This is a genomic window from Neobacillus sp. B24 (genome assembly GCF_055381825.1).
The window spans coordinates 1,341,784-1,368,266 of record NZ_AP035777.1 but is presented as its reverse complement, the minus strand read 5'-3'; the positions used below and the strand labels follow the sequence as shown (position 1 = coordinate 1,368,266).

25 protein-coding genes, 1 pseudogene and 1 riboswitch are annotated in these 26,483 nt (G+C 41.2%); of the genes and pseudogenes, 13 read left to right on the top strand and 13 right to left on the bottom strand.

Annotation, left to right across the window (positions count from 1 at the left end):
- Positions 1-54: 54 nt before the first annotated feature.
- Both ACZ43M_RS06725 and ACZ43M_RS06720 read left to right on the top strand, forming a co-directional pair.
- Positions 55-1,062, top strand: coding sequence for a DUF3231 family protein (locus ACZ43M_RS06725; RefSeq protein ID WP_464506638.1), 1,008 nt, complete (start codon positions 55-57; stop codon positions 1,060-1,062).
- Between the two features lie 50 nt (positions 1,063-1,112).
- On the top strand, positions 1,113-1,271 hold the full coding sequence (locus ACZ43M_RS06720) for a hypothetical protein (protein WP_464506637.1): 159 nt from the start codon (positions 1,113-1,115) through the stop codon (positions 1,269-1,271).
- 66 nt (positions 1,272-1,337) lie between these two features.
- Here the strand turns inward: ACZ43M_RS06720 and ACZ43M_RS06715 are convergent.
- Positions 1,338-1,460: pseudogene (locus ACZ43M_RS06715) on the bottom strand (GNAT family N-acetyltransferase); the annotation flags it as partial.
- A gap of 318 nt (positions 1,461-1,778) precedes the next feature.
- Between ACZ43M_RS06715 and ACZ43M_RS06710 the strand changes: the two are divergent.
- Positions 1,779-2,474, top strand: coding sequence for a hypothetical protein (locus ACZ43M_RS06710; protein ID WP_464506636.1), 696 nt, complete (start codon positions 1,779-1,781; stop codon positions 2,472-2,474).
- A gap of 259 nt (positions 2,475-2,733) precedes the next feature.
- Positions 2,734-3,456 carry a metallophosphoesterase family protein gene (locus ACZ43M_RS06705; RefSeq protein ID WP_464506635.1) on the top strand — a complete coding sequence of 241 codons (723 nt, stop codon included), beginning with the start codon at positions 2,734-2,736 and terminating at the stop codon, positions 3,454-3,456.
- A gap of 60 nt (positions 3,457-3,516) precedes the next feature.
- Here ACZ43M_RS06705 and ACZ43M_RS06700 read toward each other — a convergent pair whose 3' ends face one another.
- The 4 genes from ACZ43M_RS06700 to ACZ43M_RS06685 form a co-directional block, all read right to left on the bottom strand.
- A complete protein-coding gene (locus ACZ43M_RS06700; protein ID WP_464506634.1) occupies positions 3,517-5,592 on the bottom strand; it encodes a HAMP domain-containing sensor histidine kinase in 2,076 nt (691 codons plus the stop codon).
- Complete coding sequence (locus ACZ43M_RS06695) at positions 5,567-6,253, bottom strand: response regulator transcription factor (RefSeq protein ID WP_464507980.1); 687 nt, start codon at positions 6,251-6,253, stop codon at positions 5,567-5,569. The genes ACZ43M_RS06700 and ACZ43M_RS06695 overlap by 26 nt, the downstream gene beginning before the upstream one ends.
- Positions 6,254-6,401: 148 nt before the next feature.
- Positions 6,402-7,262: an EamA family transporter gene (locus ACZ43M_RS06690; protein WP_464506633.1), complete on the bottom strand. Its 861-nt coding sequence runs from the start codon at positions 7,260-7,262 to the stop codon at positions 6,402-6,404.
- Positions 7,263-7,333: 71 nt separating this feature from the next.
- Positions 7,334-9,160 carry an APC family permease gene (locus ACZ43M_RS06685; RefSeq protein WP_464506632.1) on the bottom strand — a complete coding sequence of 609 codons (1,827 nt, stop codon included), beginning with the start codon at positions 9,158-9,160 and terminating at the stop codon, positions 7,334-7,336.
- Between the two features lie 152 nt (positions 9,161-9,312).
- A riboswitch (cyclic di-AMP (ydaO/yuaA leader) is annotated at positions 9,313-9,455 on the bottom strand.
- Between the two features lie 72 nt (positions 9,456-9,527).
- Between ACZ43M_RS06685 and ACZ43M_RS06680 the strand changes: the two genes are divergently transcribed.
- From ACZ43M_RS06680 to ACZ43M_RS06665, 4 genes are all read left to right on the top strand, one after another.
- Positions 9,528-9,656: a bacitracin ABC transporter ATP-binding protein gene (locus tag ACZ43M_RS06680; protein ID WP_464506631.1), complete on the top strand. Its 129-nt coding sequence runs from the start codon at positions 9,528-9,530 to the stop codon at positions 9,654-9,656.
- A gap of 188 nt (positions 9,657-9,844) precedes the next feature.
- A complete protein-coding gene (locus ACZ43M_RS06675) occupies positions 9,845-10,441 on the top strand; it encodes a TetR/AcrR family transcriptional regulator (RefSeq protein ID WP_464506630.1) in 597 nt (198 codons plus the stop codon).
- A gap of 88 nt (positions 10,442-10,529) precedes the next feature.
- On the top strand, positions 10,530-12,653 hold the full coding sequence (locus ACZ43M_RS06670; RefSeq protein ID WP_464506629.1) for an MMPL family transporter: 2,124 nt from the start codon (positions 10,530-10,532) through the stop codon (positions 12,651-12,653).
- A gap of 244 nt (positions 12,654-12,897) precedes the next feature.
- Positions 12,898-13,446: a GNAT family N-acetyltransferase gene (locus tag ACZ43M_RS06665; protein ID WP_464506628.1), complete on the top strand. Its 549-nt coding sequence runs from the start codon at positions 12,898-12,900 to the stop codon at positions 13,444-13,446.
- 10 nt (positions 13,447-13,456) lie between these two features.
- On the opposite strand, the gene ACZ43M_RS06660 is transcribed toward ACZ43M_RS06665, so the two are convergent.
- From ACZ43M_RS06660 to ACZ43M_RS06650, 3 genes are read right to left on the bottom strand one after another with little or no spacing between them, the layout of a single operon-like run.
- Complete coding sequence (locus ACZ43M_RS06660; protein ID WP_464506627.1) at positions 13,457-13,603, bottom strand: hypothetical protein; 147 nt, start codon at positions 13,601-13,603, stop codon at positions 13,457-13,459.
- A 25-nt stretch (positions 13,604-13,628) separates the two neighbouring features.
- Positions 13,629-14,303: a response regulator gene (locus tag ACZ43M_RS06655; RefSeq protein WP_464507979.1), complete on the bottom strand. Its 675-nt coding sequence runs from the start codon at positions 14,301-14,303 to the stop codon at positions 13,629-13,631.
- Positions 14,304-14,333: 30 nt separating this feature from the next.
- On the bottom strand, positions 14,334-15,905 hold the full coding sequence (locus ACZ43M_RS06650; protein WP_464506626.1) for an ATP-binding protein: 1,572 nt from the start codon (positions 15,903-15,905) through the stop codon (positions 14,334-14,336).
- 78 nt (positions 15,906-15,983) lie between these two features.
- Here ACZ43M_RS06650 and ACZ43M_RS06645 point away from each other — a divergent pair, with 78 nt between their 5' ends.
- Both ACZ43M_RS06645 and dctA read left to right on the top strand, forming a co-directional pair.
- On the top strand, positions 15,984-17,045 hold the full coding sequence (locus tag ACZ43M_RS06645; protein ID WP_464506625.1) for a DctP family TRAP transporter solute-binding subunit: 1,062 nt from the start codon (positions 15,984-15,986) through the stop codon (positions 17,043-17,045).
- Positions 17,046-17,277: 232 nt separating this feature from the next.
- Positions 17,278-18,540 (top strand): C4-dicarboxylate transporter DctA, encoded by a 1,263-nt coding sequence (gene dctA, locus ACZ43M_RS06640; RefSeq protein WP_464506624.1) that lies wholly within the window; start codon positions 17,278-17,280, stop codon positions 18,538-18,540.
- Positions 18,541-18,639: 99 nt separating this feature from the next.
- On the opposite strand, the gene ACZ43M_RS06635 is transcribed toward dctA, so the two are convergent.
- From ACZ43M_RS06635 to ACZ43M_RS06625, 3 genes are all read right to left on the bottom strand, one after another.
- The gene (locus tag ACZ43M_RS06635) at positions 18,640-20,073 is read right to left on the bottom strand and encodes an amino acid permease (RefSeq protein WP_464506623.1); all 1,434 of its coding nucleotides are present in this window, start codon (positions 20,071-20,073) and stop codon (positions 18,640-18,642) included.
- Positions 20,074-20,196: 123 nt separating this feature from the next.
- Positions 20,197-21,009 carry a sugar-phosphatase gene (yidA, locus tag ACZ43M_RS06630; RefSeq protein ID WP_464506622.1) on the bottom strand — a complete coding sequence of 271 codons (813 nt, stop codon included), beginning with the start codon at positions 21,007-21,009 and terminating at the stop codon, positions 20,197-20,199.
- A gap of 105 nt (positions 21,010-21,114) precedes the next feature.
- Positions 21,115-22,131 (bottom strand): pirin family protein, encoded by a 1,017-nt coding sequence (locus tag ACZ43M_RS06625; RefSeq protein ID WP_464506621.1) that lies wholly within the window; start codon positions 22,129-22,131, stop codon positions 21,115-21,117.
- Between the two features lie 229 nt (positions 22,132-22,360).
- On the opposite strand from ACZ43M_RS06625, the gene ACZ43M_RS06620 reads away from it, so the two are divergent.
- Together ACZ43M_RS06620 and ACZ43M_RS06615 are read left to right on the top strand one after the other, a co-directional pair.
- Positions 22,361-22,678: a hypothetical protein gene (locus ACZ43M_RS06620; protein WP_464506620.1), complete on the top strand. Its 318-nt coding sequence runs from the start codon at positions 22,361-22,363 to the stop codon at positions 22,676-22,678.
- Positions 22,679-22,767: 89 nt separating this feature from the next.
- A complete protein-coding gene (locus tag ACZ43M_RS06615) occupies positions 22,768-23,403 on the top strand; it encodes a pentapeptide repeat-containing protein (protein WP_464506619.1) in 636 nt (211 codons plus the stop codon).
- 48 nt (positions 23,404-23,451) lie between these two features.
- Here ACZ43M_RS06615 and ACZ43M_RS06610 read toward each other — a convergent pair whose 3' ends face one another.
- Entirely contained in the window at positions 23,452-24,081 is a 630-nt protein-coding gene (locus tag ACZ43M_RS06610; RefSeq protein WP_464506618.1) for a fumarylacetoacetate hydrolase family protein, read from the bottom strand.
- A 253-nt stretch (positions 24,082-24,334) separates the two neighbouring features.
- On the opposite strand from ACZ43M_RS06610, the gene ACZ43M_RS06605 reads away from it, so the two are divergent.
- Positions 24,335-25,555 (top strand): MFS transporter, encoded by a 1,221-nt coding sequence (locus tag ACZ43M_RS06605; protein ID WP_464506617.1) that lies wholly within the window; start codon positions 24,335-24,337, stop codon positions 25,553-25,555.
- Positions 25,556-25,605: 50 nt separating this feature from the next.
- Here ACZ43M_RS06605 and ACZ43M_RS06600 read toward each other — a convergent pair whose 3' ends face one another.
- Positions 25,606-26,271, bottom strand: coding sequence for a YdeI/OmpD-associated family protein (locus ACZ43M_RS06600; RefSeq protein ID WP_464506616.1), 666 nt, complete (start codon positions 26,269-26,271; stop codon positions 25,606-25,608).
- Positions 26,272-26,483: the final 212 nt, after the last annotated feature.

The following is a 26,483-nucleotide window of genomic DNA, read 5'->3' as shown; positions in this document are numbered from 1 at the left end:
ATAATAAACATATTCAAATATTAGGATTTTATATGTAGTGTGGAGGTATATTTTATGTTCCTAACAAACCCTATAAATGTATCCGAAGTAGGCTCGCTTTGGCAAACATACCAAGAAAAAACCTTGATTATGAGATTTTTGGAGTATTTTATCGAAAAGTCTGATGACAATCAGGCGAAGAATATTCTAGGGGGATTGTGGCAGGAGCTAAACTTTTATGTCAAAGAGATGGAAGACATTTTTTCAAAACAAGGAATGGTTATACCAGTTGGATTTACAGCAGAAGATGTGAGAATAGGAGCTCCCAAGCTATTCGACAATGGGTTTGACGTGATGTTTGTCCGCATATTAAAGGAAGTTAGTATGGGGCTTTACACCCTGGGGATGAATATGACTTACAATAAAGAAGTGATGGCGATTTATGAAGGACTTACAACGGTAACCCAAAAAATTTATAAACTCTCAACCCTTTATTTACTTGAAAAGGGTATTCTTTCTTTACCTCCTAAGGTGTCGATGCCAACAAAGAATGAATTTATTAAAAGTAAAAAGTTTATGGAGGGTCATATGTTTTCCGGCAATAAAAGAACCCTAACTGATCTTGAAGTAGGGATCCTTCATCACAATCTTGAAGCTAATAATATCGGGATGCAGCTGATTACAGGTTTTGCCCAATGTGCACAAAACCCTGAGGCAAAGCAATACTTTATAAAGGGGAAAGAGCTTGCTAAGAAACAAATTAAAGTAATGGAAGACTTACTTTTAGAGGCGGATGTTCAACTATCCGCCACCTCAGGCGCAACAGTAACTGCATCCACTGTTCCACCTTTTTCTGACAAGCTAATGATGCACTGCATATACATCCTAAATGGATTTTCAATTGTCGGCTCTGGGACCGGTGCTTTCTTTAGCTTAAGAAATGATTTAGCCATGAAAGTAATGCTATTAGCAAAAGATATCTATTTCTACGCTCAAGAAGGGATTGAAATTTTGATTAAAAATGGATGGTTCGAGGAACCTCCACAAATGGAGGATCGCTCTAAGATTATTAAAGGAAATTAATAACGTAGAACCATCGTTCACAAATTTAGTTAATCTTAAGGAGGACTACTATGCAACAGAACCAACAAACCAAAGGAATTTCGGGTTCTATTATGAAACCGGAATTTGCCGGAACAGATCCACAAAAAGTAAAACAAGAGATTCAGAAAGATGTAAGCGAAGGACAAGGTGCCATGACATCAAGAGAGGCGGGAGCCATGCGCGATTGACCTCTTTACTACTCTTCCAAGAATAATTACTTATGTGGGAATTTATAACCTGTATAGTGAAGTTTCATCGCCAATAAAGATAAACCCATCATTATTCCCGAACCAAATAAGGCCGGTAGTCGAGGAATCGAGGTCATCAACAAATACACGTCCGGGATTAACTCCTTGTATTACCGCCTTTGCTTCTATAGGGCACAGCCACAATAACAAATTGGGCTTCAGTTGATAGCTTCCAGTATATATAACTATTAACCCATTGAATTTGATTATAAGACGAATGATTAAAGAATTCCTTTCTAGGGATGACCAGTACATTGCCTAGATACCCATCAAAGTTATTTAAGTCCTTCTCTGAAAGAAAAAACAAGTCCTTCAAAGGGACAAAGCTGCTAATCCAGCTAGTTGTTACCACCTTGAAAAGGAATAGGTGCTTTTGCTATTCCTTTTATAGACACCTCATATATATACTGATAGAATAACCCCAAATATATTAGAGGTGGAGTAAAATTGACAAAAAGATTAGGATGCTTACACGCCCATTATTCAAATATTGACTATATCGAAAACGCCCTTTCCACATACGACATTGAATTAATCCATTATGTTGACCCAGGGCTAATGTATCGGGTTACAAATGATCTGGGCTTTAATACAGAAGAAGCTCAAAATAAGGTGAAAGAGCAAATAGAGTGGATTGCACAATGTAATGTAGATGGCATTCTTATTACCTGCACCAACTATATTGCCATACTAGCGGAAGAACAACTGTTTATATCAGTGCCAATAATTAAAATTGATGAACCCTTCTTTGAATATATTTGTAATATAACCCAACCACAGACAATCCTATTTACAAATCCCGCAACGGTTTCTGGAACTATCAAGCGTCTCTATAGCTATGCTGATCATTATCAAAAAACTATAGATATTGAGGTAATTGTAATCAATAATACATTTGAGTTAATTATGAAGGGTCGAAAACAAGAGTATAATCAAGAACTCTCCAAATTCTTAAGTGAAATGATCAAAGAAGAAAAGATTATTTCTGTGGCCCAATTATCGATGGTTGATGCATCCAAGGAAGTTGAGCATTTGACATCTATGACTATCATTAATCCTTTGGATGCACTAATTTCTTCTATCGTAGATCAGTTAAGCATAACCAAGAAAGAAGTGTATCCCTCATACAACGGGCTCTCATAATTCTATAAGGGGGAATAAGAATTGAAAATAAAATATGGCGATTTTGTTAACTTTGTAGATATATTTGAAAAATTGTAGATATCCCGTTACAAATTCCAAAGTGCCGGTAAACCTTGAAATTCGCCGGTAAGGTGGCAGAAAGTGCCGGTAAAATGATTAATTCCGCCGGTAAATTTTCATTCTGTCCTCATTGTTTGGAAGAGGTGCCCAATTAATGGTATTATTTTCATAAAAGTAGCTTTGGGGGTGCGTAGCTGAAATGAAGAAGTTTGCATTTATTTCTGATATTCATGGGAATGCGGTCGCTTTGGATGCGGTCCTTGCGGATATTAAGCGAAAAGAAGTAGACAAAATTTATGTGCTGGGTGATATTTGCTATCGCGGGCCGGAACCAAAGCGTTCGCTTGAATTGGTTCAGGCGTTAGACACCGAAGTAATCAAAGGAAATGCCGATGAGTGGGTGGTTCGAGGTGTACGCGCGGGAGAGGTCCCTGATAAGGCGCTAGAATTAATGAATACCGAACGGCAATGGACTGTTGAACAGCTTGATTCCGATGATCTCGAATATCTAGAAAACCTGCCGGAACAGGTATACATGAACGTAGAAGAGGTCGAAATCACGGCCTTCCATGCAACACCGGATAGTTTGTTCGATATCATCCTTCCGAATGCCGATGATACAATCATCGAATCGAATCTAATGAAGCCAGGCGATAAGGACCTTTATGTATACGCCCATATTCACCGTCCATATATTCGCTACATAAACGGAAAAGTGATCATGAATATTGGCAGCGTCGGGCTGCCATTTGATGGCCTCACAAAAGCATCCTACGGATTGGTTGAGGTCGATCAGGGCAATATCCGGACATCCATCCAGCGGGTAAGCTATGATTTGGAAAAGGTTATCGAGATTTATGAAGACGTGAATTATCCGAATAAAGAAATGATGAAATCGGTTATTCGGAACGCGAAAATCTAACGCACGCAAAAGAGGGAACAGCCAAAAAAGCTGTTCCCTCTTTAAATTCGCACTAGCCATTTACTGTTCCTTTGGCATATAAATCATCGACTTGAATAAGTCCCCATCAATCTGAATCGTAAATTTGCCGCCTTGATTTTCAATCAGACTTTGAGCGATGGAGAGGCCTAAGCCGCTGCCTTGGCTGGTTCTGGATTCATCGCCTCGTGTGAAACGTTCCATTAATTCATCTGCCGAAATATTTAACTCATAGGCAGAAATATTTTTAAAAGCAATAAGAATTTCGTTCCCTAAATCCTCGAATTGAATATACACCCTCGACCTTGGGAGCGCATATTTAAAAATATTCGATAATACGTTTTCTACTGATCTCCACAAAAGTTTGCCATCGGCCGACACATATAGCTTTTCATCAGGGTAATTGATTCTAAACTCCAGCCCGGATGCTTCGATTTTATCGCTCAGTTCCCCAAGTCCCTGGGTGATTAACGAGACAATATCGATTTGCTCCAATTGAACCGGAATGCTCCCACTGGAAGCCTTCGCAGCCTCAAATAAATCGTCCGTTAAGACTTTAAGCCGCTTCGACTTTTGATCCAATACATCAAGATATTTTTCCACTTTTGCAGGATCCTTCTCTTGTTTCAATAAATCCACATAAGTAATAATGGCTGTTAAGGGTGTTCGGATATCATGAGAAACATTCGTAATTAATTCAGTTTTTAATCGTTCACTTTTTAGTTCTCTGTCAACCGCGTTTTTCAGTCCATCGGTTATGCTGTTTATATTGTCAGCAAGACTAGCGAACTCGCCTTTGTCGCCAACATGGATCCGATGCTGGATATCGCCATTTTTAATTTTTTCAACGCCTTCCTTAATGGCTTGAAAAGCCTTGACCTTTTTAAAAGCAAACCAGGCTGCAAGCCCAATGGTTATCGGAAACATGAAGAACGTCAAAGCAAGCAGCACTGGGTATCCGATGACGATCAAAACAGTCTTAACTGCGACATTTCCGGTCTCATAAACGTTTCTGACAAATCGGATCAGCCGATAAATGATTTGATAGATTATCGTATACTTGAAAAAAGTTCGATTTTTCATATGTCTTAAGAGAGATAAGATCAGGACGAGTACTGCTGCCGAAACCGGAATGGTAATTGGGACCAACACTTTCGGTATGTTTGTCTCAGCAAAGTTAACCAACAATGCCACCCACGACGAGATTAATCCTATACATAGCAAAAAGTTCACATCAACAAATAATTTATCAATCCATTGCAAGCGTAACTCTCTATCCTTAAACGATTTTCTGCCGGTCACGAGAACAAGATATAGGGAAGAAAGCAAGAATCCTGCAAGATAGGCTAACATACGATAAAAGCTGGCTGTTGCCACTGCTTTTGTATCTTTCCACTCTTGGATTTTCGTTTGTAAATACTCATCCGAAAAAGCCACATAAACAACTTGGCCTTTCGGGTTCCAATCCTCTTTACTCTCCATCGCCTGGAGGAGGTAATCATTATCCTCTGCTTCCTTTGGATAGATCTCATTTTTATAATCTTCCATAATCAAATAGGCTGGATTGTTTTTAAACTGGTCCTTTGCTGTGTTGGCACTGTTCTTATAAACATTGACACCATCACTAGCATAGTAAAACGGATTGTTTACATCTTCTATCCTTTGTAAAAGGTAATGAAACTCTCTTAAATCATCCCTTATCAACTCATCCTTTGCCTGAGCAATCTTTTCAGCGTATTCGGATTTAAATTTTTCAAAGTTTTCCGCTTCTGTTAAATTTGGATTATAACTCTTGGAATTAGCTTGATAGTCATAGAATAACTCTTCTTCTTGTCCTTTTAATTCATCCTTATTGATTGTTCCGCCGTTTAGAATATGTTCTTCATTCTTATAAAAGCTAACCAACCGGGTGAGATCCTCCGCAAGGTGACCACTATCTTTTACAAAGGAATAGCTTTGAAAATAATTGTCTTGAAAAACACTGCTAAATTCCCCGTCATTGACAACTTCTACATTAACTAATTCCCTAATTAAGCCTGTAAGACAGGTAATCACTAAGAGAAACACAATTATTTTTGTAATAATTGAATGGCTATATTTTTTCAACTTTGTATCCAACTCCCCACATCACCTTTAAATATTTCGGCTCTTTTGGATTGATTTCGATTTTCTCTCTAATTTTTCTAATATGAACGGTAACGGTATTTTCCGGGCTATAGGCCGTTTCGTTCCAAACTTTTTCATAGATTTCTTCGATGGAAAAAACTCTCCCAGCGTTAGCCGTCAATAACTTTAAAATCTTGTATTGTACTGGAGTTAAGTGAACGGCCTCCCCATCGACGGTAATTGTTTTGGTTTCATCATCAATGACGAGGCCGCCTGTTTGATAGACGTTAGTCATCGTTTCCAGCCCGCCTAATGTGGTATATCTTCGCAGCTGAGATTTCACCCTGGCAATCAGTTCCAGCGGATTAAACGGCTTGGTTATGTAGTCATCTGCCCCGACATTCAACCCCAGGATTTTATCATAATCCTCCGATTTGGCCGAAAGCATGATCAACGGGATGTTATTCGCTTCTCTTATTTTCATCGTCGCCCGAATCCCGTCCAGCTTTGGCATCATAATATCCATGATAATCAAATGGATTGTTTGGTTATCAATAATATCAATGGCCTCTAATCCGTTATAGGCTGTGAATACGTGATAACCTTCATTTTCAAGATAGACACCAATCGCCTCGACAATTGCCTGATCATCGTCACAAACTAATATATTCATCATAAAATTCACCTCTATATCTAGCTCCTAAAATCATGATACCCTGTAAATCTTAACAAACCCATGATATAAATCTTAATATTTTCTTAACATATATTTAAAAACCTACAGAAAAGGGAACAGCCTTTATTAGTGCTGTTCCCTTTGTTTATAAAATAAGCAAAACCGTCCCAATCGTAAGGACTACCCCGCCGATAATCGTATGCTTAGCTGCTTTTTCTTTTAAAATAATAAAACTCAAAATCATTGTCAGGACAACACTGAATTTATCAATCGGTGCAACGACGGACACCTTCCCCATCGCGAGGGCGGCAAAATAACATAACCACGATAAGCCCGTCGCAACCCCTGAGAGAATGAGAAACAAATATCCTTTTTTTGAGATCTTGCTCATTTTCTTGTAGGTTCCTTTGAAAAAGACGATTGCCCAGGCGAAAAGCAGAATGACGATTGTTCGCAGAAAAGTAGCCAGATTGGAATCGACATCCTCCATCCCAATTTTGGCCAGGATAGATGTTAAGGCGGCAAAGACAGCTCCGACAATTGCATACAAAATATAAATCTGTGAGCCTGTAAAGCGTTTCTTCTCTTCACTTTTTCCAATTAAAATAAAGGTTCCTATAGCGATTAATGTCCCTCCAGCGATCACAAGCGGCGCTGCTGGTTCTCCCAAAAAACCGATGGATATAGCAATCGTTAACACCACACTGGCTTTATCAATCGGGACCACCTTTGACACATCACCAATTGCCAGTGCTTTAATGAAAAACAGCCACGACAAGCCCGTTGCCAAACCGGAAAACACGATAAACCATAAGGCACCTGTAGAAATCTGGGTAATGGAGTCCAGTTGACCTGTGAAGAGCACGACAATAAATGCCATGATTAAGACAACGATGGTCCGAATCGCAGTAGCTAGGTTCGAATTTACATTTTCAATACCGATTTTTGCTAAAATCGCAGTTAGCGAAGCAAATACTGCTGCCAGTAAGGCTAAAATTATCGTCATTCAGGTAACTTCCTTTGAGGGAAAGCAAGGGATGGTTCACCGCTTAATAATAGCAGAGAACCATCCTCTGCTCATTTTTTTAAATGATAAGGTACCGTCGTAATAATAACGTTTCTTCGATACAATAAATAGGCGCGAATCAGTAAACTTGATTGGTTATGAAGGATATTCTCCCAATTACTCTTAGGAATAAATTGCGGGATAATCACGGTCACCTGATAGTTTGCTTCACTTGCTTTTTTTTCAATCGTATCAATAAATTTGGTTAATGGGTTAATAATACTTCTGTAATGGGAGTGCAGTGTAACCAAGCGGATGTCTGGCTGCCACTTCTTCCATTTTTCCTCAAACTTCTGTTCATCCTCTCTTTCAAACGCCACATAAACAGCAATAATTTGATCAGGAGAGAGAGATTTTGTATAGTTAAGAGTATTTTCGACGACATGCGTTATACCAGCAACTGGTACAATCATGACATTCCCTTCAATTGGTGGAGCCGGCTCACAAGCAGCAATCCTAAGTTGATCCCCAACCGCATCATAATGTCTTCGAATCCGATGAAACAGCATAATGATGATTGGCAGAAAAATCAGTACTGGCCACACCTGTGGAAATTTTGTTAAAAAGAAAATGATTGTGACCGTAAAACTTATCAGTGCTCCGGTTGTGTTGATGATAAATTTCGGCACCCAACCTGCAGGTTTTTCGCGAAGCCATTTTACCATCATCCCTGATTGTGAAAGGGTGAACGGAACAAATACCCCTACCGCATAAAGCGGAATAAGGTGCTCCGTTTCCGCATGGAATCCAGCTATTAACAGAATCGACGCCAGTCCAAGGATGATGATTCCATTTGAGTATCCTAAGCGGTCTCCACGAATTAGAAACATCCTTGGGATAAATTTATCTTTTGCCAGGTTTACCGCCAGTAACGGGAAGGCGGAATATCCGGTATTTGCCGCGAGAATTAATATTAAGGCTGTTGTCCCTTGAATAAAGAAGTACATGACATTCCTGCCGAAAACTTCCTCGGCAATTTGAGAAACTACTGTTACCTCTGCTCTTGGGGCGATGCCATAAAAATAAGCCAATGATACAATTCCTGCAAACAGCACCGCGAGCAGGATGCCCATTGCCATTAATGTTTTCGCCGCATTAACAGGGGCAGGTTCCTTGAAATTTGGAATCGCATTAGAGATGGCTTCAACCCCGGTTAACGCAGAACTCCCTGAAGCAAACGCCCTTAAAAGAATGAACAAACTGATACCAGCTACAGGTGTTCCAATTGGCGTATGCAAATTGGCAGAAACATCTCCTGTAATAACCTGATAAAGCCCCACACCTATTAAAATGAACAGGGCAAGGACAAACAGATAGACGGGATATGCCAATACTGAAGCGGATTCCGTTACCCCTCTTAAGTTCAAAATCGTTAGAAACAAGATAAACGTACTGGCAATTAAAACATTATGGCCATGCAAATTCGGAAAGGCAGAGGTAATCGCATCCGTCCCTGCAGACACACTAACAGCAACGGTCAGGATATAGTCCACTAACAGCGACCCGCCAGCCACCAGCCCAGGATTCACGCCCAAATTACTTTTTGAAACAACATAGGCACCTCCGCCTTGAGGATAAGCAAAGATGATTTGTCGATACGATAAAATGAGCGCTGTTAAAAGAATTAACACACCCACAGCGATTGGTATCGAATACCAAAATGCTGCTGCTCCGATTGTAACGAGGACAATCAAAATCTGTTCCGGACCATAAGCCACAGATGACAGCGCATCCGATGAAAGAATAGCCAATGCCTTTGTTTTATTAATTCTTTGTTCCCCTAATTCATGTGTTTTTAATGGCCGTCCTATCAGAAACCTTTTGATGAAAGAAAACATCGTTGACCCACCGTCCGAAAGAGTTTTTAATAGCTTATTTTTCCCTTTTTAAAAAATAAAATCTCGATATTTTTTTGTATAAAAAAAGTGCCTACAAGTCAAACTAAATAGACCTGTAGACACATTCATTTTCCAAGCGTCACAAGTTCCACCTTCCTTCTCATATAACGCTTACGAGGTTAGCTGCCGGATTCGGACCTTGAGTAGCCCTACCTTCAAAAGGATTCACCCCATGGATTAAAGCAGTAGCCTTAATTGGTTCCCCCGCACACATTGGTTTCAGCGATTTAGAAATTTGAAACAATGAATATAGTACTCCTGTATTCCGTTAAAGTAAATAAAAACTTTTTAAGGAGGATTAATCTGAATGCCTACACGAAACAAACCGTTACTATCGGATGATTTTCTCAATGAATTAGCAAAAGAAATTAACGAACAATTTGGATGGACATTAAAAGAACAAAATACTGTCCCAAAACCGGATCCTGAAAAGTAAAAGAGGCTGAGGACGGTTCTCCGCTTCCGGTGAAGCAGGTGAAATCTGTCACCTGCTTCATTTTAATTTCACCATAAACACCAGAGCACGATTATGATAGAAAGCAGAGACTGCCCCTTAATCCCTCCTATTTAATAGAACTATGTGATAAACTATATTTAATTAGTTTTTGAATGGAGGTGGAAATAATGGCTCGGGAGCGAAAATTCTCCACAGAGGAATTATTTCAGTGCAGCAAGCATCTGCTGCTCGAACATGGGTATGAAGGCTTTACCTTCAGCCTGCTGGCAGATCGGCTCGAGGTTTCTCGCGGTGCAATTTACAAGTACTACGACAATAAAGAAGAGCTCATTACCGATTACATGCTGTTTGAGATGAACCATTTCCTTGGGGAATTAAAGGAAATTGCCGTGATGGACAATTTTGACAAACAATTTGACTTTTTGTTCGAACTTATTTTTAAAAACAACAAAATTCATCAGCTAATTGAGATCGGCAGTCAGATTCCTTCCTCCATCAATGAGAAGGTTCAAAGTAATAGAATCAAGCTTGAAAAAATGCATTTGGAAATGTATACCTATATGCAGAGCTTTGTGAAACTCGGGAAAGCTGAGAAAAAACTAAAACATCATATTCCTGATGCATTGATACTTGGGTTTATTTTTCAAACCGTTGCTATACCTAATCACTTCGGGATTCCTCAGGATGTATGGGTTCAATCGATTAAGGAGATTATTAGTCAAGGAATGTTCCTAAATAATAAATTGACACATTTGTCACTTTGAAAGATAATGATAATGACAATAGTGTCATTTATTTTGCCAAAAGTGACAGTTGTGTCACTTTAACTTCTACAGAAGGGTGTTTTATTATATGAAATCATTTATACAGTCCATCACCGATCGTGTCTCGACGAAAAAAGGGATGTGGATGACGCTGGGAATCTGGTTAGCGGTGACGATCCTGTTAGCCGTGTTTGCCCCGGGTGCCAAAGATTATGAAGTGTCGAACATCAAGTCAATACCAGAGGATGCGCAGTCGGTCATTGCCCAAGGGAAAGTGGATCAATATTTCAAGGATAATGAAGGCATTCCTGCTATTCTTGTGTTTCAAGCTGAGAAGGGAGAGAAAATTGTTGTCCCTCAACTGGTGGGAATAGTCGACCAGATGGAGAAGGATGAAATTAAAGGTGTCGACCAGGTTGTGCCGCTGTCGAAACTGCCGCCGCAAGCAGTTGCCGGGTTCTTTTCCAAAGATCAAACTACGGCGATTTTGCCAATAACGATTGATTCAGCACTAGAGAACAAAGAAATTAAAGATGTGGAAAAGGCGATCCACAAGGTTGTTAAAGATAACTCAGATTTAACCTTGTTTGTGACTGGTCCCGCTGGCATTGCCACCGACACATTGGATTTGTTTTCACGGGCGGATGTCGTCCTAATTTTATCAACAGTAGGATTAATTTTGGTTCTATTAATTGTGATTTACCGCTCACCGCTCTTGGCGTTGATTCCGTTGCTGACTGCTGGCTTTGTGTATGAAGTAGTCATGCAAACGCTCGGTTTGATGGGTAAAGCTGGCTTGGTAATGAGCAGCCAAACACTATCGATTATGACGATTCTCTTATTTGCCGCTTTGATTGATTATTCACTATTTGTGTTCTCCCGGTTTAGGGAAGAATTGAAACAGCATGATGATAAATTTGAAGCAATGAAACTGGCAATGCGAGAAGTTGGCACCCCAGTATTCTACTCCGGCGGAACCGTGCTGGCTGCAATGCTAGTGTTATTTTTTGCACAGTTCGGGGACTATCAGAATTTCGCCCCCGTGTTTGCTACGACAATGCTGATTATCATGCTTGCATCGGTTACATTGGTTCCAGCCATGTTTGCCCTTTTCGGCAGAAAATCGTTCTGGCCAATGATTCCTAAGGTTGGGCAGGCAGCAATTAAAAGCAATTCTTTCTGGAGCCGGGTCGGCCGCTTCGTTGTAGCAAAACCAGGGCTTTCCGTTGCGATTGTTGGATTGGTGCTGCTCCTGTCAGCCAGCAATATGGTGAATTTAAAATATGAATTCGATACTATGAAATCCTTCCCGAAAGATATGCCATCACGGATGGGCTATGAAATTCTTGAAGATAAATTTGAAAAAGGTGATCTTGCTCCGACAACAGTTTTATTTGAAGGCTCTGAGCCGCTCACAGCGGAACAGCAGGAGTCACTAAAAAATAAACTGGCTGGCCAGGGTTTGGTCGGTTCCGTACGGGTAAATGGTGTTGCGGAAGAAGGCAAAGTCGTGCAATACAGCCTGACTTTTGCGGAAAATCCGTACTCCGCTAAGACAATGGATGCTTTGGAGTCGATGCGTGACCGCTCTGATAAGCTCGTTGATGGTGCAGGTCTAGATGGAGAACTTTATTTTGCCGGCGAGACGGCCACTAAGGTCGATGACCGTGCGATTAATGACAGGGATTTAATTGTAATTGTTGCTTTGGAAACACTGTTGATTTTTGTGATGTTGATTAGTTTGACCCGCTCGATACGGATGTCAATTTATATGATTGGAACGATTTTGATTTCCTTCCTTGCTGCCCTTGGGCTGGGAATGTTCTTAAGCAATTTGTTCTTTGATATCGATACTATCAGCAACCGGGTTCCGCTCTATTCCTTTGTATTCCTGATTGCACTCGGCATCGATTATAATATTATGCTGATTTCGCGTTATCAGGAGGAACGGGCGAAGCATTCGGTGCGTGAAGCGGTCGAAATTGCCGTTGCCAGCACCGGTGGAGTTATCTCCTCTGCCGGACTCATTCTTGCTGCCACGTTCGCGGTCCTGATGACGCAGCCAATCCAATTACTGTTTGTTTTCGGCTTTATCGTTGCCATCGGAATTTTGCTGGATACCTTCTTGGTCCGTGGTGTTTTGCTGCCGGGAATGATTGTCCTGTTTGAGGGCAAGAAGGAGAAGAAGAAGAGCGTGACTGTACGGGGATAGGTTGAATTGAAAAAGCGAACCGGATTTGGTTCGCTTTTTTATTGCATTTATGGACTGAATGAAGAACTCATAGAACCCGTTAACCAGTCTTATGAAAGGCTCATAGAGCGCACTAATCTCATTTTTTCCATTGTACGTGTCTTATGAAGGATTCATAGAGTATATACTGCTGCAATCATGTTTGTCCAAAATAGCTATCTACTGTAAAATTATGCTAGTAGATACTAATAATGGGGTGTGACAGATGGTTGATTTAAGTAATAAGCCTACACTTGCTGGGGAAAAGGTTGTTTTAAGACCATTTAACGTTGTGGAGGACTTCCCTTATTTAGAGGAGTGTTTGCAGGATCCTGAGGTGTTAAAGTTCACTGGCAGCACAGACGATTTTGATAGAGACAAAATCATAAATTGGTATACTACGAGAAATGAACAAAGCGATCGATTAGATCTAGCGATTGTGGATAAATCTCTGAATGTTTTGGTTGGTGAAGTTGTCGTAAATGAATATGATGAAGCTAATCGCAGCATGAATTTTAGAATACTAATCGGTCCCAGGGGAAGAAATCGAGGTCTCGGAACGGAAGCAACACGACTGATCATAAATCATGTTTTTGAGAATACAACGCTAAACCAAGTTACTCTTGGTGTTTATGCATTCAATCCAAGAGCAATAGCAGTGTATGAAAAAATGGGCTTCACTGTCGATAGTGTCGATAAAAATGACCTGGAGTTTGAAGGCGAATGGATTGATGCCTTTAATATGAAGTTGACGCGGGAACAGTGGATAAAGTAGTAACAGGGGCTCAGTTTTCGACTGAGCCGTTTTTTGTATCCAAATTGTGATCAGCGATGCTCTCGTGCCTGCCAGTACTGGTCCATGCCGTCCTTGTATTAATTTTTAAACGTTCTAGTTCTTTTATAAAAGAAATGATGTTCCTGATGTCTTCCATATTGGCAGGGCCCCCTCGATTAAACCTATCTATTTACTATTCTATACTGATTCACTGGCCGGCCAATTCCGCCATATTCCATAACAATTTCCACTTTACTGTTCTGTTCCAAATATTCCAGGTACCGTCTGGCGGTCACCCGGGCAATGCCGATGCCTTCCGCCACTGCTTCTGCCGAGATGGCTTCGTCCTGATTACTTAAAAAGTCCATTACCTTACCCAAGGTTAGTGAATTTAAACCTTTAGGCAGTTCCCCTTTAACATGCCGTCCTTGCTGAAACAGCAGGCTGTCCAATTCCTGCTGGGAAATAGACTCTCTCTTCTGAAAGCTTTGATGATAGTTTCGATAGTTTATTAAAGCCTGTTGAATCCGGTCAAATTTAAACGGCTTCATGATATAATCGACAGCACCAAGCTGGAGCACCCCTCGGATGGTTTCAATATCACTTGCCGCTGTCACCGCAATTACATCCGTCCCCAACTCTTCTGAGCGGATTTGTTTAATCGTTGTCAGCCCATCCTGATTCGGCATATAAATGTCGACAAACGCGAGGTCTGGCTTTTCTTTTTTAATCAGCCTAATGCCTTCTCTCCCGTTTGCAGCACAGCCAATGACCTTAAAGCCCTCTACCCTTTCGACAAACTGCCGGTTTATTTCTTGGACCATCGGGTCGTCCTCAATTAACAGTACTGTAATCAACTCACTAGCCATAACGAAAGCCCCCTTCCACTATATTGTAATAATAAAAGTAGTTCCTTTCCCTAAATCAGACTCTACCTGAATCGTGCCGTTCGCTTTTTCCACGATTTCTTTTATTAAAAATAGACCAATGCCATGATCTAAACTGTCCTTTGTTGAAAAGCCCTTCGTAAAAATATGTGGCAGCATGTCCTCCGGTATTCCACACCCATTGTCCTCAACTAAAATAGATAGCAGGTCGATATCCTGCTCAATGCTGACATAAATATTCTTACTCTCGATTTCTTTGTCCCTAAAAGAATCGAAAGCGTTTTCTACTAAATTACCGATAATGATCACAAAATCGTGTTCATCGAGCGGGTCCGGAAAGGAATGCAGCGTACTGTTCCGGTCAATCTGCAAATGTATCCCTAATTCCTTGGCGCGGCTGACTTTGCTTAACAGCAGGCCCGACAGGCTTTCACTTCTAATATTTCTTGATAAAAATTGCGTCAATTCCTCTTGCTCTTCGGTAGTTTTAAACACATATTCCAACGCTTTTCTAGGATTGCCAAGCTGGAGCAGCCCAGCAATCGTATGGAGCTTGTTCATATGCTCATGATTTTGCACCCTGAGTGCACTGACAAATGCCTTTACACCCGTTAACTCTTCCGCCAGCTTTTTCGCTTCGGTACGATCCTGGAAAATGGCCACAGCCCCGATGATTTCTTCATTTACCTTAATGGGAATCCGATTGCTGAAGATATTTAAGTTTCGTACAGTCAGCTCTTTGTTAAAAATAGGCTGTTTGAGCTCGAGGATTTCTGGCAGCCTGGTGTCAGGGACCACCTCGCTAATGGACCGGCCGATGACATCACCTGATATCCCCATCATTGTTTTGGCCTTATCGTTAAAAATGGTAATCCGCTGGTCTTTGTCAATTGCAATGATGCCTTCATGCATGGCGTTGAAGGTTTCGGTCCTCTCCTGCACTAATTGGGCAATTTCATGCGGCTCCAAATTGAACATCTGCTTTTTCATTTTTGAAGCCAAGAGCCAGGAACCCCAGCCGCCAAAAAATAATGAGATTGCCCCAGCGACGATAATTTCCACCCGCATTTCCCACATCATTTCGAAGAAAGTCGGCAGCAAATATCCTGCTAGGACAACGCCAACCTGTTGATGCTCCTCATTCATAATTGGAACAAAGGCACGAATTACTGTTCCGACCTCCCCTTTTGCCTTCGTTGTATACGTGAGTTCTGCAAAAGCCGGCCCTTCATCGCTTCCAGCCGACTCTTTTCCAACTAAGGCGGAAACAGGGTGTGATAATCGAATATGATCCATATCCATGACAACTATATACTCGGCATGATGGATGATTCGCAGCTTTTCTACCCGGCTGCGGATTTTTTCCTTTTCTTCATCACTTCCGGTAATATTGGATTTGATTTCTGCATCCTCAGCAACAACCTGTGCCGTCAGCTGGGCTCGTTTTTTTAATTCATCTTCCTGTGAATCTATAAAATTACTAATGACAATAATTCCGGCAAGCAATAGTGAGAATCCCACAATAAAAAATATTAACCCGGTAATCTTTGTTTGAATGGTAAGTGAGTTCATAGCAGGATTCCTTTCATGATACTTCTAAAATAATTTTATCATGATAAAATTATAGTGGAAACAGGGAGGGAATTTAGAATGAAGTATTTGCTTGGGGCAAGCTTGCTTGTTATGACCTTAATAGTCGGGATATTCTTTTTCCCCGTGAATATATTTACCGGCAAGGAAATCCCCTATGATGATGAACAGGATGGATTATCACAACAAATTGTCATCCGATTTAGTCACGTTGTCGCTGAAAATACGCCGAAAGGGCTTGCCGCCCAGAAATTTGCTCAGTTGGTAGAGGAAAAAAGTGATGGCAAGGTCAAAGTGGAGGTCATTCCAAACGGCGCACTTTATACAGATGAGGATGAACTTGACGCCTTAATCGATAATGATGTACAAATGATTGCCCCTTCCCTATCAAAACTGACAAAACTGGCACCCGAATGGGCTCTTTTTGATCTGCCATTTCTGTTTGAAAATGATCAGGACATTGAAAATACCCTTTCAAGTGAGCTTGGAGACAAGTTTTTAACGTTAAATGAGAATGAGGGAATCAAGGGGCTTGCGTTATGGAGCAATGGGTTTAAGCAAATGTCGAGCAATTTAAATCCGCTTCGGAATCCCGAAGATTTTTCCGGACAGCGGTTCCGAATTATGCCTAGCCCGATTATTGCCGAACAGTTCAAGGCATTTGGCGCAGAGCCGATTGAGGTTCCGTTTGACCAATTGTATACCTCGCTCCAGGAAGAGGCATTTGACGGTCAGGAAAATACCATTTCGAATATTTACTCCCGACGTATTTATGGGATGCAAAAATATATGACAGTAAGCAATCATGGCTTTTTAGGTTATGCTGTCTTGATGAACAAAGAATTTTGGGACAAACTGCCGAAAGATGTTCAGGGCGACATTAACCAATCAATGGCCGAGACAACCTCGTGGATGATTTCCGAATCACTCCGGGTCAACCGGGAACAGCTTGAATTAATTGAAAAGGAATCCTCTATTCATATTGATTACTTGTCAGAGCAGGAAAAGAAAAAATGGTTTAAGGCATTGAAACCTGTTTACCAAAAGTTTCTTGATATGATCGATGACGATAAAATGAAGGAATTTGTAAAGCAGCGGATGGTGCAAATGGAGACACATTAAGTGTCTTCTTTTTTTAGCTAATAAGAAAGTATAAAATTTGGATACTTTCTTAACGCATAAATTCAACTACGCCTCTGTCTTCGTCCTAACGGACTCGCCAGTCGGCGAGTTTTCATTTACGACCAAAAAGACCAAAAAGAACATTATCACCAAAACCATAACAATTCTAAATTATCAATTAATATAAAGTTAGGGGATTTGAAAGCGTTGTCAAACAAAGGGAGGGAATAGAATGAAAATCAATTTTCGCAATTTGACAGTTCAGGTTATCATTGGAATTATACTTGGGATCACCATAGGGTTTTTGTTTCCGGAATTCGGAGCAAAGTTAAAGGTTCTTGCGGATATTTTCATTAAACTTATTAAAATGGTGATTGCACCCATCATCTTCTTCACCATTGTCATTGGAATTGGCAATATGGGCGATTTAAAGAAGGTTGGCCGGATCGGCGGCAAGGCACTGCTTTACTTTGAAATTGTCACCACGTTTGCCTTGGGGATTGGGATTCTCGTTGTTTCCATCATCAAACCAGGGCATGGCTTTAACACCAAAGGGGCAGAAGGGGCCGACGTATCACAGTACACGAAGGCCGCTGAGGAAACGAGCCATGGACTCATGGACTTTATCCTTGGGATAGTACCGGATAATGCACTGGCTGCCCTTTCTGGAGGAGATTTGCTTCCTGTATTGTTCTTCGCCGTACTATTCGGAATTGCTGCTGCGTCTTTGGGGGAAAAGGCCGCACCAGTGATTTCATTTTTTGAAAAAGTCTCGGAAATTTTCTTCTCGATTGTTAACATTATCATGAAGATTTCTCCGATTGCCGCATTCGGAGCAATGGCCTATACAATTGGCAATTTCGGAATTGGCTCACTTGTTTCCCTGGGAAAATTGATGGGTTCAGTTTATATTACGATGTTCCTGTTTATCATAGTGATTCTTGGGTCTATTGCAAAATTTTATAACTTCAATATCTTTAGCTTCCTCAAATATATAAAAGATGAGATTCTATTGGTTTTAGGAACGTCATCCTCTGAATCCGCGTTGCCGAAGATGATGGAAAAGCTTGAGAAATTTGGCTGTTCGAAGTCAGTTGTCGGCCTGGTCGTTCCAACAGGTTATTCGTTTAATCTAGATGGAACCTCCATTTATCTCTCGATGGCGGCAGTGTTTATCGCCCAGGCTTACGGAGTTCATTTAACTGTTGTCCAGCTTCTAACCTTACTTGGGGTATTAATGCTTACCTCTAAAGGAGCTGCTGGTGTAACAGGTTCAGGTTTCATCACATTGGCCGCTACTTTGGCAGCATTCCCAATGATTCCAGTAGAAGGCATGGCACTCATTCTTGGCGTTGACCGCTTCATGTCAGAGGCACGCGCGATTACCAACTTGATCGGAAATGGGGTCGCAACCGTCGTTATCTCAAAAACAGAAAAGGAATTTCATCCTAATAACATAACTGCAGAGGATACAGAAGCTTCGATTGCTTCTTAACAAAAATAGGGCCGACTCTTTTTTTTAGAGCCGGCCTGTTTTTATTTTTACCTAAGGAGGCAGGCAGATACCAAACAACCATCCCTATACCGAAAAATGCTATTCATCCTCTTTCTTATTTACGTCTCCGTTCAATTCTTCGGAAAATTCAGTCGCTAGGTTAGGTTTAAGCTTCCTAAGCTGTACTCTCTTCTCAACTGGCTGGTCTCCTTTTCGGCGGGCCCTAATAACTAAATAAGTTAAAGAAAAAAAGATGACCATGACTATCCCTGAAATCAGACCTGTCCCTTGACCTGGAATAAATGGCATACTAATCAGTACAATAATCATGCTGATTAAGGCAATCCAGGAATTATACGGAAATCCGGGCATTTGACAGATTCCCCCTGGGGGACAGCCATGGTTTTTGCGATGTCGGATATGACTGGCCATAATGACTGCGTAGGTAAAAATCAATGAGAATCCACCGGTACTAATTAAAACTAAATAGGCCCGGGGAAACAATAAACCAAAGCCTAATCCAAAAAGCATCGCAAGGCCGGAAAATAATATCCCCCGGTACGGTACATCCCGCCTATCCTTCAGCCAATTTGGCGCATGGCCCTCATCTGACAGCGAGCGAATCATTCGTCCAATTCCAAAAATCGCTGCCAGCATTGCAGAAAGAATGGCTGAAATTAATACAATGTTTAAAGCACTTCCCGCCCAGCCAATTCCCCAGCGGTCGAGTGACGCGACCATCGGGCTAATATTCTCGTTTAGGGAGGCAGTTGGGATAAGTGGCAGCAGTGCAACAGCGTATAAAACATATAAACCTACTAATGAAAAAACCGTATAACGGATGGCTTTCGGAATTGTTTCCCGTGGGTTTTCGGCCTCCGATGCGGCAAGTCCAATAATTTCAAAACCGGCATAAGCAAATATAATCAGCAGCATGCTTCCGGCAAGCCCCTTAATCCCTCCAGGCATAAAAGGCTCATCTCCCAGGGCACCGGCCCCAATTGGTGCTGCTCCCGGCCGTACTCCCAAAATTAGCACTACCGCTGTTAGGATAAAGAAAATAATCGCAAAAATTTTCACACCCGAAAGAGCACTTTCCAATTTACCCAACTTATCTGCTCCTAACAGGTTTATAAGCGTAACACCAATAATGATCGCGCTCCCGAGCCATGCAATCGAGACATTTGGAAACCACTCTCTTAACAAAATACTGATGGCCGTTGCCTCACTTGACATTGATAGAACGATTCCGGTCCAGTATAGCCAGCCAACAACGAAACCAGCACCCTCGCCGAGCTGCTGTGAGGCAAACGTGCTAAATGACCCCATTGTCGGATTGGCAACCGTCATTTCAGACAAGGCAAACAAAATAAAATAAATGAGAACTCCCGCCAATATATAAGATATGATAATTGAAGGTCCTGCAGCATGGATGGCCACAGACGAGCCGAGAAAAAACGAGCCTCCGATCACACTTCCCAGAGCCATCATCGTAAGCTGCCACGCTGACAGACCTTTACCTTTATTCTCCATGAATCTTCTCCTATACAGTAAATTAGTTTGAGGTTATTATTTACATTTTATAGAAAAAGATTCTTCATGAAGCAGGGGAAGGTTCTATTAAGCAATCGACCGTCCCCTGTTCACATCTAATATCTATTTGTTTAAAATCAATTTTTCAAGGGCATAGGCGACCCCATGCTCATTATTAGTTAACGTCTGAAACTCAGCGACTTCTTCGACGCTAGGTACTGCATTCCCCATAGCGACGCCGCAGCCGGCATACTTCACCATTTCCAGATCATTTTCCCCATCGCCCATGCAAATGACTTCTTCCTGCTTAATCGAAAGCGTTTCAGCCAGTTGCTTTACGGCATTGCCTTTGTTAACACTTGGATGAAGTATTTCCAAAAAGAACGGCGCACTTTGGACCATGGTATATTTTTCACGGAAGGAAGCAGGTATGGCGGCCATAATTTCATTTAATCGCTCCGGTTCGTCAATAAACATGACCTTTGGAATCAGCATGTCTTCAGGAATTTCCTCTATTGTCCTAAATGAGAGCGGCACTTTGTTGACAAAGGATTCATAGATCGTATAGTGGCTAATGTCTTTGTTCGGAGTATAGATGCGCTCCGTATCAAAAAAGTGCATCGGTGACCCTAGTTGTTGACTTAACTCGTACAGTACCTTTAAATCACCAACTGTCAAGGAAGTCTCGGAAACCACCTCACTACTATTGTTTTTCTGCACAATAGCCCCATTGTATGTAATCACGTATTCATCTTTATCCGCTAAATTCAATTCTTCTAAAATGGGACGGACCCCGCCAATGGGCCTGCCGGTGCATATAACCACATTTACCCCTTTTGCCTTCACAGCCTGAATCGCCTCTTTTACCTCCTTGGTAATTTCCTTTTGATCATTTAACAACGTCCCATCAACATCAATCGCTACTAATTTATACAACTTAACTCCTCCTCAATCATCTATGGTGCTATCGGTGCCATGGGGGTGCCATGGGGACGGTTCTACTGGTCCCCTTTAAAGGCAAAGAACCGTCCATAAGCCCCATTACTTTTTTTCAACCGTTCCGTTTCCGTGCTGAGCAAATCGGCCTGTTTCACGGTCGTTTACAACATCGTAAGATCCCCAAGGCCAGCCTCCGAATTGGTTTCTGCGGTATTCGCTAAAGGCTTCCTGGAGCTCTTGCTGAGAGTTCATGACGAATGGGCCGTATTGTGCGACACTTTCCCCAATCGGCTCACCTTCAAGAACCAAAAGATAGGCATCTTTACTGCCATTGGTGATTTCAATTTCTTGGTCTCCTGCTAGTTTGACACGATGGGAGACTTGGATGGTTGTCCCATCTAGAGCGATGGACTCACCTTCGTAAAAATACAAATTTCTATTCATGGTTCCTGACACTGCAGGCAAAGTAAATGACGCCCCCTGTTCAAGATGCAACAGATAAATCCCTACATGATGGTTTGGATCCTTTGCCCAGGAAGCATTCGTCGGCTCCAAACTGGCTTTTCCTTGCGTTTTCCCGGCAATCAGCCTGATAACCGTTTTCTTGCCGTTGGCATCTAGTGTTTCAATAACAGGAATGTCCTCTGCCCACAGCATTTTATATTCCGGATTTGCACTCTTGTCCTTGGCTGCAAGATTAAGCCAGATTTGAAAAAGGTGAAGTGGATTCCTTTTTTCCTTATGTACCAGCGGAAACATTTCGGAATGAAGGCAGCCCTTTCCGGTTGTCAGCCATTGCACATCCCCATTCCCGTAACGTCCTTTTGCCCCTGTTGAATCAAAATGATCCACGAACCCTTCGAGCACAATCGTAACGGTTTCAAATCCTTTATGCGGGTGTGCCGGAAAGCCTGGGACGGTTTTTCCATGATACATTCTAAACCCATCTTTTATGGTAAAGTCCTCTCCCAGATTTCTTCCTGCTAATGATGTATTAGGACCTTGTTCATCGTTTCCAGACGGATAATCATCTTGATGATGTACGGTAAAAAGAAACGGATCTTCTGTTTCCCACTGAAAACCGAGCTTTTGGATTTTACGGATTTTTTTATCAGACATTCTCCTTGCTCCTTCCAATAATTCATAAATTGTTCTTATTTTTACATAAAACCTGTTATCTGAATCACACCTACACATCTTTCTCATAAGTAAAATCATATTGATTCTATCAAAAGAAGAGGGGCTGAGGCTAATTTCCGGTTTGTGATCGGTATTTAGGGACCCAGATATAGTGGTGCAATAATGGATTACATATTTTTCACAAAAAAATTTGATGGAGGTTATGGTTTTGTTACAGATTTTAGTTTTTGTCTTAATCGCTGCAGCTCTTGTCCTGTTGAGTATGTTTGTAGGCGGATTGTTCGAATTATACAAGCAGGAAGAGGCGGAGAAAAGCCAAATTGTCAGGGATGGCTTGGATGGATATTTAGATCGTACCTTCGGATTTGGCAAAGTGACAATCTTCAAAACTATGCTAGATTGTGAAGGCAATATCCGGTATCTAGTATATCTACCGAAGTACGAATGGTTCAAAGAACCGAAATATCAATGGTATGAAGTGTTTGCCACCCAGAAGGGCTACCAGCATTTAGAGTTTGAAAAATAATTTTTTCATAAAAAACACCTCAAGAAAATTTCCTTGTGGTGTTTTTTAATTTATACTGTTTCTAGTTTAATTTAGAAAGAGGTTCATATATGAAACTAGATCTTCCTCGTATTTCGGATAATTTACCTATTAAAAATTTCATTGACATTTTCTATGAAGAAGACCCAGAACTGGAAATGTGCCAGGTTACTGACAATGTGTTTGAAAATGAAACCGTTGCCCGTGCCCGTCTGTCCAATATGGTTATCAAGAACTCCCGGTTCAATCATACCGATTTCCAACATATTGATATAACGGATGTCTCCTTTGAAAACTGCGACTTGTCGAATGCCAATTTAGCCAAGTCTTCGATTCACCGAGTTATTTTTAAAAACTGCAAATTGGTAGGGACAGATTTCACAGAGTCCCGATTCGGCAATGTGCTGATTGAGAATTCCGTATTAAACTTGACGGCGTTCGGGGAATCGAAACTGGAAAAGGTGTTATTCCACGATGTCTCGTTAAAAAGCACCGATTTTTTTGAATGCAAACTGAAGAGTGTTGAATTTAAAACCTGTAATCTCGACGGGGCCAATTTTGAAGGAACATCGTTAAAAGGGATCGATATCAGCACCTCCAATTTCGAACAGATTACCATATCAATAGAACAATTAAGAGGCTGTAAAGTTTCCTCCTACCAGGCAATTCAATTTGCGGCTTTAATGGGTTTGATTATTAAGGATTAAAGAAAAGGGGACGGATTCGCGCTTCAGAATGAGCACCGTCCCTGATTTCTACTTGATTAATCTAATCATACATTCTCCAAGCACAGTTTGATTCCACAGCAATGACAACTGGTCACCATCCATCACCTCTCCAACACCTTCGGGGGTACCGGTAAAAATGATATCTCCCTCACCCAGTCCAAAATGTTCTGCCGAAAAATCAATGATAGTCTGCAAGTCAAAGATCATATTCGAAATATTCCCCGACTGGACTTGCTCCCCGTTTTTACTAAGAGAAAAGTTTTTTTTCATAAGCTCTTCCACACCAGGAAATGGAATAAATTTACTAACAACCGCAGAATTTGGGAACCCTTTGGCAAGCAGCCATGGATAGCCTTTTTTCTTAAGCTCGCTTTGCACCTCTCGCAACGTGAAATCTATACCAATTGCCTTACTGTCAACAATCTCGTCTACCTTTATACCTTTTTCGTACTGTTTTCCAATTCTTATCACTAATTCCGTTTCAAAATGAATCGGACCTTGTTTTCCCGGCAAAGCAATTTCCTGACCCTTAGCTTCCACCAGGGCGTGGGTCGGCTTGGAAAATAAGAATGGGGAAGTCGGTACCTTGTTGTTTAATTCGGCAGCATGAGCAGCGTAATTTCGTCCTACACAATAAATATTTTGGATACTATTCACTTTCTATTCTCCCTTCTACGAATCATTAGTCAATTTTACCATTTCATTCATAGGTTTTTAAAATAGAAGTAATCAAAAAAGAGGAGTATCATAATTTATTAGGATCAATAATTTAGTTGAATAAAGCAGTGAATTACATTTCTTGGGACACCAACCATGGAATACCAGAATCCCAGCATGGTGGAGTCAAATGGTATAACATGATAAAAAGTCTTAAAGAACGGAAGTTTTTTTAAATTAAAGGGGCATTTATATGAGTTATGTTCAGCGAGGGACGCACAAATTCAAAATGGTAAACTTGGCTTTATTTGCAGGTGGGTTTTGTACCTTTGCCATCCTTTGGGGAACGCAGCCGCTGCTCCCCGACCTTGCAAAGGAATTCCATGTTACCCCAGCGGTTTCAAGCTTAAGTTTGTCATCGACAACCATCGCGCTGTCTATTAGTTTATTAATATTTGGGACATTATCGGAGGTATTTGGCCGGAAACCGGTGATGGCGTTTTCCTTGTTTGTATCTTCGATTCTATCGATACTAACCGCATTCACGCCAAATTTCCATTTATTGATACTGTCGCGGGTTTTACAAGGAATTGCTTTGGCGGGCCTTCCGGCAGTGGCGATGGCCTATTTAGGGGAAGAAATTGAACCAAAAAGCTTAGGAATGGCAATGGGATTGTACATCAGCGGAAATTCAGTTGGCGGGATGGCCGGCCGGATTATCAGCGGCATTTTAACAGACTATTTTAGCTGGCATATCGCTTTATTGGGGATTGGCATCATTAGTTTATTGGCAAGTGTCATCTTTTTGTTAATATTGCCTCCCTCCACACATTTCAGTCCGCAAAAATTCACTTTAAAGAAACTGACCGGTTCTCTGTTCAGTCAATTTAAGGAACCAGGACTGCTTTACCTATTTATCATCGGATTTCTACTGATGGGCAGCTTTGTCTCACTATACAATTATATTGGGTTTCAGTTGATACAGCCGCCTTATTCTCTGAGCCAAACATTGGTTGGATTTATCTTTATCGTCTATATTGTGGGAACGTTTAGTTCAACATGGATGGGGATGCTCGCCGATCAATACGGAAAAAGAAAAATACTCCTGTTCTCATTGTCTATTCTGTTAATTGGCGCCTGTATGACTCTAAATTCAAATCTAGTTTTTAAGATTCTAGGAATTGCAGTCTTTACTTACGGCTTTTTTGCCGCTCACTCGATTGCCAGCGGCTGGGTGGGGAAGGCTGCTACTCACGATAAAGCGCAAGCCTCGGCCTTATACTTATTTTTCTACTATGCCGGTTCAAGCATTGGCGGTACTGCAAGCGGCGCTTTCTATGGACATTTTGGCTGGGTCGGGGTCGTGACGATGATTGTTGTTCTTTCACTTGCTTCTATTCTCGTATCCATTATATTAGGAGGCAAAATAAAGCTTTCTAAACTTGAGAAATTACAATGGCCAAGTTCTAAATAAAACTAGGGCTGACTCTATCTAGTGCCAGCCCTGGTAGTTCTTTTAGGTTTTCATCTTTTCGTTCTTAGATAGAGGTCCCTTGTTTTGAAGCCTGCTCCTAAAATGGCTTTCATTTCTTCGCGGTGTTTGGCCACCGTGGCTTCCTGTTTTGCACTATAGACATATCGTGCCCAATCCTTGCGATACCCTGGGGTCAGCGATTGGTAGAATGCCAGCAATTCCGGTGCATCCTGTAAATCTTTTTCGATATCCGGTATCATCATTTCATAGTCGTCCACTCTTTGACTTGATTTATTAGTTACCTTGCCTTTCGCCTCTTCTTTCAAGCCTACCACTGTAAACACATCGTCTAACCCTACCATCCGGGCAAATTTAATAGAACTCTTCCCGACGTAACCATCCACATCTGCACCCATTCCGCTTAATATTTCATCCCGATGGATAAAAGTCGGATAGACCTTGTTCCCCTTTTTCGGATAGGCCAAGTAGAGGTAGCCATTTTTATTAAGGTAATCTTTTTCTATAATCTTATGAACGAGTGTTTTTAATGAGTCCATATCTAATACAAAGGCGAAGATTAAATCGTACTGGGGATTAGTTATTTCGTTATCATAATCCTCCAGCTCCGAGAAGTAATCAGTACCATCCGGCAACTCTATTATCGCCACTTTTTTATATTTATGTAAGTTTAATTTTTCTACTATCGACTTAGCCACGTATCTCACCTATTTTCATTTAGTTCTTAACTTTAGTGTAAAAGTATCTTTGCGTATTCGCAACTTGAAAAGGTGCGAAACCCCCGATTCTATTAAAATAAAGGAAGTAAAATAACCGGAGATTTGAGACCGTCGATTAAGTTGTAGTTTAGTCGCCTTCTAAGCCCTATTTCACATACTTTGTGAATTTTATTGAGTTTTTTCACAATCTT